The 5,686-nt window shown below is 50.7% G+C and carries 5 protein-coding genes; 2 read left to right on the forward strand and 3 right to left on the reverse strand.

Annotated elements, in window-relative coordinates; genetic code table 11:
• From I656_RS04355 to I656_RS04345, 3 genes are all read right to left on the reverse strand, one after another.
• A partial coding sequence (locus tag I656_RS04355) for an anti-sigma factor domain-containing protein (RefSeq protein WP_020755955.1) occupies positions 1-1,041 on the reverse strand: 1,041 nt, incomplete at its 3' end.
• Complete coding sequence (gene sigI, locus I656_RS04350) at positions 1,038-1,778, reverse strand: RNA polymerase sigma factor SigI (RefSeq protein ID WP_033006201.1); 741 nt, start codon at positions 1,776-1,778, stop codon at positions 1,038-1,040. The genes I656_RS04355 and sigI, both read right to left, overlap by 4 nt.
• Positions 1,779-2,202: 424 nt before the next feature.
• Positions 2,203-3,618 carry an amino acid permease gene (locus I656_RS04345; RefSeq protein WP_020755957.1) on the reverse strand — a complete coding sequence of 472 codons (1,416 nt, stop codon included), beginning with the start codon at positions 3,616-3,618 and terminating at the stop codon, positions 2,203-2,205.
• Between the two features lie 319 nt (positions 3,619-3,937).
• Here I656_RS04345 and I656_RS04340 point away from each other — a divergent pair, with 319 nt between their 5' ends.
• On the forward strand, positions 3,938-4,279 hold the full coding sequence (locus I656_RS04340) for a DUF485 domain-containing protein (RefSeq protein ID WP_020755959.1): 342 nt from the start codon (positions 3,938-3,940) through the stop codon (positions 4,277-4,279).
• On the forward strand, positions 4,279-5,686 hold a 1,408-nt coding region (locus I656_RS04335; RefSeq protein ID WP_020755960.1), incomplete at its 3' end, for a cation acetate symporter. The genes I656_RS04340 and I656_RS04335, both read left to right, overlap by 1 nt.

The following is a 5,686-nucleotide window of genomic DNA, read 5'->3' on the forward strand; positions in this document are numbered from 1 at the left end:
TTTTTTTGTTTTGGAATTCATTGCTTCCGAAGGACGGCCGGGATGGGCCGGATGGCGCCGCTCTTTTTGGTCGTTGCCATCCGGCCGGCCGCCTGCCGCTTTTTTCTCTACATAATGACCGCCCGGCCGCGATGGTCTGGCGTTTCCATGTTTTTTCCCTTTCGGAGACATTTCCTTGTTTGACGGAGAGCTTTCCTTATTTAAACCGGAGTTTTTCCGCTCGTGCGGCATCTGTTTTTCTTTTTTCTGCTGTTTCGTCTTCTGTTCCCTATGCTTCTGTTTCACTTGCGCCGGCTGTTCCAGTTTTCTCCCTTTTGATGGTGATGCTTTCTTTTCACTCTTTCCGACTTGTCCGTTCCCTTTGTCCGGCTTGGTGGATGTAGACGAGGCCGGTTTCACCTTTTTCTCGATTTGCAATAATTTTCCGGTTGTCATCCCCCGTTTGACAGCTTGGTTGCGCACGGCCATCGTACTATTGGCCGTGGTAATGACAATCCGGTCATCCGCCACTGACCGCTGGATATCGGCGAGCGCGGCAGACAGCTTCCGCGCCGAAGAGGCGTCGCGCTCCCTCTCCACCGTCGTAATCAGCACTTCCCCGCCTTTCTTTAAATACCCCTTTTGTTCGCTTAGCGCAATGATTTGTTTCGCTACCGAAGAAAACGGTTGACGTTTCCAGGAAGGAAGCGCCGTCAGCACCTTCTTTCCTTCCTCATTGTAAGCCTTCAGTGTCAACACGCGCAGCTCCGCATCGACTCCCGCTTCCATGCTTGGGTTGATGTCGATCGACATGTAGGCGTACACCGCATTAGAAGGCCATTGAATCCAAGTCGCCAGAAGCACCGCGGCCGCCGTCAGAACGCTTATGAGCGCATATCGAAACGAACGGCGGCAAAACGGAAAAGGACGGCCAACCGCATTCGCTTTGACCTCTTCTCCAATCTCCCATTCTTTTTCTTTTTTCAATCGAAGAAATTCCCCTTCCGGCGTCAATACCGTGACGAACTCTTCATCCAACTCCAGCACAATTCCCTTTTTCACGATGAAAGCACCCCTTTTATATAGTCCTTTAGGTAAATGTAATCGCCTGCCAAAATAACCGCGATCGCAATAATGTATTTTCTATTTCTCTCAATCGTTTTGCGGCTGACGGATGCCATCGCTTCCAACTGCTTGATCGGCAGCTGTTTTTTTTGAAACAGCAAGTGGACCAAGTGTTCGTTCTCGACAAGCAGCTGGGCGACGCGAATGGCGTTTAGGCGGGCGTCTTTATGTTTTGGCGATTGTTCGACTAAATCGTGAAAATGAATGCCGAATTGTTTCAGCACTTGCTGGTAATGAAGAATTTCTTCCCGACGCTGTTCTTGTTCGATTTGCCTATAAAACTCCTCAACCGATAATTTCGCATCTACGTACGTTTGCGCCGCCTGCTCGCCGTTTTCTCCATCTTCGACATGCCATATGGCCTCTCGCATTCTCACCTCTTTTCGAATGTAATCGATGAGGCGCCGCTTAATGAGCAGCTCCGCAAACGACAGAAAGGAACCTCCTTTGTGCAACGCATATTTTTCAATCGCTTCGTTAAAAGCGATCAGTCCAATGCTCGCCTCATCATCTTCCTCATGAATGAACCTCTTGCATACACTTGAGACTGTTTTAACGATAAACGGCTTATATTGCCGGATGAGCTCATTGCGCAACGCTTCATTTCCCCGCTGAATTTCCACAACCGTCCGTTCAAGCGTTCTCTCTCTTCTTTTCAATAATGTCCCAAACACCCTTTTCACCCCGCTTATACAAAGCCGGACTGACGCTCGTTCTTTATATTATTCGCACATCGCAACCCAAATATGGCCGTCGCTCAAAGGGGATTTTTTCAAGTCGCTCAAGTGAACACAAGTCCCCAAAAAGGCTCAACGCCGCCTGCGCCGAGCACACGCCCTCCATCAGCAAAAATCATGTATTTCTGTGCTTGACGGTTTCAAAACATCTCACGCTTTCTTCTGTAAGGGAAAATCAGTAAATCAACATTTTTCAGACATGGTGACGCGCGAAAAAGCCTCACTTGTCAAGTACACTTTGTGGAGATGAACACTTCTAAATGAAAAAAGAGTGAAACGCGGTGTTGCCGAAAAATTTGACATAATGGAAAAAGGGGCTGTTTCCCCATTTGGGTCAGCCCCTTTTTCATTGTTTGGCCGTTCATCCGGCCTTTTCTTCCGTCCGTGCCATTTCATTCAGCTCACTATGCTTGCGGCCGTAGATAAAGTAAATCACTAAACCGATCAGTAGCCACGAGACAAAACCGATCCATGTCGTCGCCGGAAGCTGAAGAACGAGGTAGCCGCAGAATAAGACAGCCAAAATCGGGATGACTGGGACAAACGGAACGCGGAATGCCCGCTTTAAGTCCGGCTGCGTTTTACGCAGCACCAACACGCCGATCGAGACGGTGATAAAGGCAAAGAGCGTGCCGATGTTCGTCAGTTCCGCCAATTTGTTGAGCGGAATGATGCCGGCAAATACCGCTACAGCCGCTCCCGTCAGCCACGTATTGACATACGGCACTTGGCGCGTCGGGCTGATGCGAGCAAACACTTTCGGCAGCAAACCGTCGCGGCTGATGGCGTAGAAGAGACGCGTCTGCCCATACATCATCACAAGGAGCACGGTCGTAATGCCGGCGATCGCCCCGAGCGAAATAAAGCCCGCCACCCAGTCTTGATGGATATAGTTTAACGCAAACGCCACTGGGTTTTTCACGTTGAGCTGCTCGTACGGAACGATGCCTGTCAATACGAGCGAAACCGCAATATACAACAATGTGCACACAAGCAACGAGACGATAATGCCAATCGGCATATCACGCTGCGGATTGCGCACTTCTTCCGCCGCCGTCGACACCGCATCAAAGCCGATGTAAGCGAAAAACACCGTCGCCGCGCCGGTCGCTACGCCAGAGAAGCCATACGGCATAAACGGCGTCCAGTTTTCCGGCTTGACGTACCAAACACCGACCGCCAAAAAGAGCAGCACGACCGCCACTTTAATGGCAACGATCACCGCGTTAAAACGCGCCGATTTTTTGGCGCCTAAGTTCAACAAAAACGTAATGAACAGAATAATTAAAATCGCTGGCAAATCGATGAACGTCCCTTTCTCCGGATCATACGCGCTCGTCAATGCTTTCGGGAGTTCGATGCCAAAACCGGTAAGCAACCCTTGGAAATAACCGGACCAACCGACGGCAACCGCCGACGAGGCAACCCCATATTCCAAAATCAAATCCCAGCCTAAAATCCAAGCGAATAATTCACCGAATGTCGCATAGCTATATGTGTATGCGCTCCCTGACACCGGCACCGTCGAGGCGAACTCGGCGTAGCAAAGCGCCGCGAACACACACGCCAATCCTGATAAGATGAACGAAAGAACAAGTGCTGGGCCGGCATGTTCCGCCGCCGCCACCCCGGTCAGGACGAAAATGCCTGTCCCGATGATGGCACCGATGCCGAGCATCGTCAAGTCGAATGCACCTAACTCTTTTCGCAGCGAAGCTCCTTTCGCCCCCGACTCCTTAAGCAACGATTGAATCGGTTTTTTACGAAACAAATTCATAGATGTCTCCCCTTGTCGTTTTTTGTAGAAAATTGTTGAATTTTGTTGTCGAATACAGTTGACATTCTACATGATCCTCGTTTTTTTGTAAAGTGCGAAAATAAGAAAAACAGCAAAAAATTTTCTCCGTTTTATGCGGCAAAGCAAAAAATAGTTTTTAAAAATAACAAAAAACATCAATTTACAAATTTTTCAGATAAATATATAATGAATGTGTGACAAATTTGTGTCAGAAAGGGGGAGTCACATCCACCGTTTGCGACAGAACAGTTCATTGCCCTTTTTGAAAACGCTTTAATACAGACAAGGAGGGATTACAATGGCAGTGAAAAAACAATCAAGGGCCGACCAAGGCGGCATCAACTATGATGCCATCGCTCAATCCGCTTCATTCCGCGGGCTCATTCAGGCGAAGAAGCGCTTCATCATCCCAGCCACCGTCTTTTTCTTCGTCTTTTACTTCGCCCTTCCGGTGTTGACGTCGTATTCGAAAGCGCTCAACGCACCAGCGATTGGGCCGGTCAGCTGGGCGTGGCTGTTTGCCTTTGCGCAGTTTATTATGACATGGGCCTTATGCATCCTTTATTCGAAACGCGCAGCACAATTTGATGCCATCGTCGAGCAAGTGAAGCAAGAAGCAGCGGAAGGAGGAAACACGTAATGCACGGGCTCGCCTTTTTCCTCTTCCTCATTATCGTCGCCTTGACGCTTGTCATTACGTACTACGCCTCGAAACGGACGAAAACGACAAGCGAATTTTACACCGCGGACAGCAGCCTCACCGGCTGGCAAAACGGGCTTGCCATCGCAGGCGATTATATGTCCGCCGCATCCTTCTTAGGAATCGCTGGCATGATCGCGCTGACGGGATTTGACGGCTTCTTTTACAGCATCGGCTTCCTTGTCGCTTATCTTGTCGTCTTGTATATCGTCGCCGAACCGCTTCGCAACCTCGGCAAATACACGATGGCCGATATGATCGCCGCCCGTTTTGACGATAAGAAAGTGCGCGGCGTCGCGGCGTTAAATACGATCGCCATCTCGATTTTCTATATGATCGCCCAGCTTGTCGGCGCCGGCGGCCTCATCAAGCTTCTGTTGGGTCTAGACTACATTTATTCCGTCTTGATCGTCGGCATTTTGATGACGGTGTACGTCGTCTTCGGGGGCATGACAGCAACGAGTTGGGTGCAAATCGTCAAAGCCGTCTTGCTGATGGTCGGTACGTTTATCATTTCCATCATCGTCTTTGCCAAATTCGATTTCAGCATCGCCAAAATGTTCCACGAAATGAAAACAGCGACGCCGCTTGGCGAGGCGTTTTTAAACCCGGGCAACAAGTTTAAGGATCCACTCGATACGATTTCACTCAACTTGGCGCTCGTGTTGGGGACGGCCGGGCTGCCGCACATTTTGATCCGCTTCTTTACGGTCAAAGACGCGCCGACTGCGCGCAAATCGGTCGTGTATGCGACATGGATCATTGGGCTTTTCTACGTCATGACGATCTTTTTAGGCTTTGGCGCCGCCGCGTTTGTCGGCTATGACAAAATCGTCGCCGCCAACCCGGCCGGCAATATGGCCGCCCCGCTGTTGGCGGAAGCGCTTGGCGGAGATTTCTTGTTCGCTTTCGTCTCTGCCGTCGCCTTTGCGACGATTTTGGCCGTTGTCGCCGGACTTGTGTTGTCAGCCGCCTCGGCGTTTGCCCATGACTTTTACAGCCATATTTTGCGGCGCGGCCAGGCGACGGAAAAAGAACAAATGCTCGCCGCCCGCTGGGCATCCGTCGGCGTCTCGGTGTTGTCGATTTTGTTAGCGCTGTTTGCACAAAAAATGAACGTCGCGTTCCTCGTATCGCTCGCATTTGCGGTCGCCGCCAGCGCCAACTTGCCGACGATCGTATTCACCATTTTCTGGCGCCGCTTTAACACGACTGGAGCGATTACGGGGATGCTTGTCGGCCTGATCAGCGCCTTGGTGCTCGTCTTCTTCAGCCCGAACGTCTGGTCGCCGCAGCCGGGCGCCGCCATTTTCGTCGGCGAACCGCTCTTTAACTCACATTTCGCAC

The organism is Geobacillus sp. WSUCF1 (genome assembly GCF_000422025.1).
GTDB classification, from domain to species: domain Bacteria; phylum Bacillota; class Bacilli; order Bacillales; family Anoxybacillaceae; genus Geobacillus; species Geobacillus zalihae.

Excerpts from the sequence above, each read along its gene's own strand:
- I656_RS04345 (WP_020755957.1), bottom strand. The coding sequence starts at position 3,618 with ATGAATTTGTTTCGTAAAAAACCGATTCAATCGTTGCTTAAGGAGTCG.
- I656_RS04340 (WP_020755959.1), top strand. The coding sequence starts at position 3,938 with ATGGCAGTGAAAAAACAATCAAGGGCCGACCAAGGCGGCATCAACTAT.